The organism is Pedobacter sp. 05L430, from assembly GCF_056397585.1.
Genome location: NZ_JBFTNT010000526.1, coordinates 1 through 1397, shown reverse-complemented (window position 1 = coordinate 1397; position 1397 = coordinate 1). Strand labels below are relative to the sequence as shown.

Genomic DNA, 1397 nt, shown 5'->3' with positions numbered 1-1397 from the left:
TGTTATTACTGCTGAAGTAAGTTTTGGTCCTATCCATCCCTTTTCTCCGGTAATACTTACTTTAAAAAGATTGGAGGTGAGTACACTATTTTTTGCAGATGCATCAAGCCCTCTTAGCGTTAGGTATATTTTAATGCTCCTGGTGCCCTCTTTCATTTTCAAGATGCTACTCGACAGGCAAAAGCCAATCTGCGCCAGTGGCATTGAGGAATTACCGAAACCACTCCATTTTGGATTTCCGGGGTCTAGAATAGCGCCTAGCCCATCCTTGGAATTTGCTATTGGAGCGTGAAATACAACATTTCGGTTAACAGGGTTAACATAAAGGGATTTAAGCTGAGCCACCTTTGATGGGTTTACCACCATATCTTGCTCAAGTTTATATCCAATGTCTCTCTTTGTATTGTCTTTACCCGCTAAAAGTAATGTGCCAGCGGTTAATAAAGTATTTTCAGTATTTTTTTTAAGTTCAAAAATTACGTGTGCTTTATCTGCTATTGGTGGCGCTTGGTTTAGTTTTAAAACATCGTGGTAGTAAAAGTCCAGGTGGCGCTGTGTAAGGGTATTCATCAAAGCCTTTGGTTTTTCCATCAGCTCGATAAAAGTGTTCCATAAAGCGAGGTGTGGAGGCAATGATTTGTTGTTTGCCATTGCATTTATCTCTTCGATACTTAAATCGAAAAAGCTATCCCATTGGCCACTTTCTGTTAGGTTTTTGTTAACAGCATCAATATCAAAAAACTTGACATGTTTTGAAACCTCCTGTACAAACTTATAGTAATCTGCTTTTGTACGTTGATCGACGGGCGCAATTGCAGGATCTAATAACGCTGACATTCGTTCTTGTTGCGTTTGCCCGTCGCGTTTAAGAATAACTTTATAATCTATTGCTTTAGCGCTCATGCCAATTTATTATTAGCCTCGTTAAGATAAAACGGATAAACAAGATTGAAACGGGTATTGGTGTTGATTACCTCATAATCAACAGAAATATCGATTCTGCCCTCAGTAATGAAATCATCAAGAAGATTTACAAGTAGTAACTTAATTCTTGGTTCAAACATTAGAATGGCGTTTTTTACAGTTATTTTTATTGAAGTTTCTGTTGAAGTACTCATTGCTTCGAACACATAGTTTTCAAGATTACAACCGTATAAAGGTTGTAGAAATCTTTCTCCAATGGTTGTCGACAATAAAATTTCCAAACTCTTATTTATATCTTCCTCGTCGGAGGTCATTAAAACCCGGTTAGTTTGCTTAGAGAAAGTTGGAGGAAAACTCCATCCTCTTCCAAGAAATGAAAGTTCGGATACATCTTTAAGCTTATCCATAATTTTTTAATATTTGGTACTTGCTTTATGTTTATGGGTCAAATAATTTCAACTACCGCGTTATAT

The 1397-nt window shown here is 37.0% G+C and carries 2 protein-coding genes; both read right to left on the bottom strand.

Going from position 1 to position 1397, the window contains the following annotated elements; all coding sequences use genetic code 11:
- The coding region (locus tag AC1DG9_RS27055) for a hypothetical protein (RefSeq protein ID WP_477635693.1) at positions 1-903 on the bottom strand (903 nt) is incomplete at its 3' end.
- Positions 900-1331, bottom strand: coding sequence for a GPW/gp25 family protein (locus tag AC1DG9_RS27050; protein WP_172662901.1), 432 nt, complete (start codon positions 1329-1331; stop codon positions 900-902). The genes AC1DG9_RS27055 and AC1DG9_RS27050, both read right to left, overlap by 4 nt.
- Positions 1332-1397: the final 66 nt, after the last annotated feature.

Bases quoted from the DNA above. Each gene is read 5' to 3' on its own strand.
- AC1DG9_RS27050 (WP_172662901.1), bottom strand. From the start codon at position 1,331: ATGGATAAGCTTAAAGATGTATCCGAACTTTCATTTCTTGGAAGAGGA.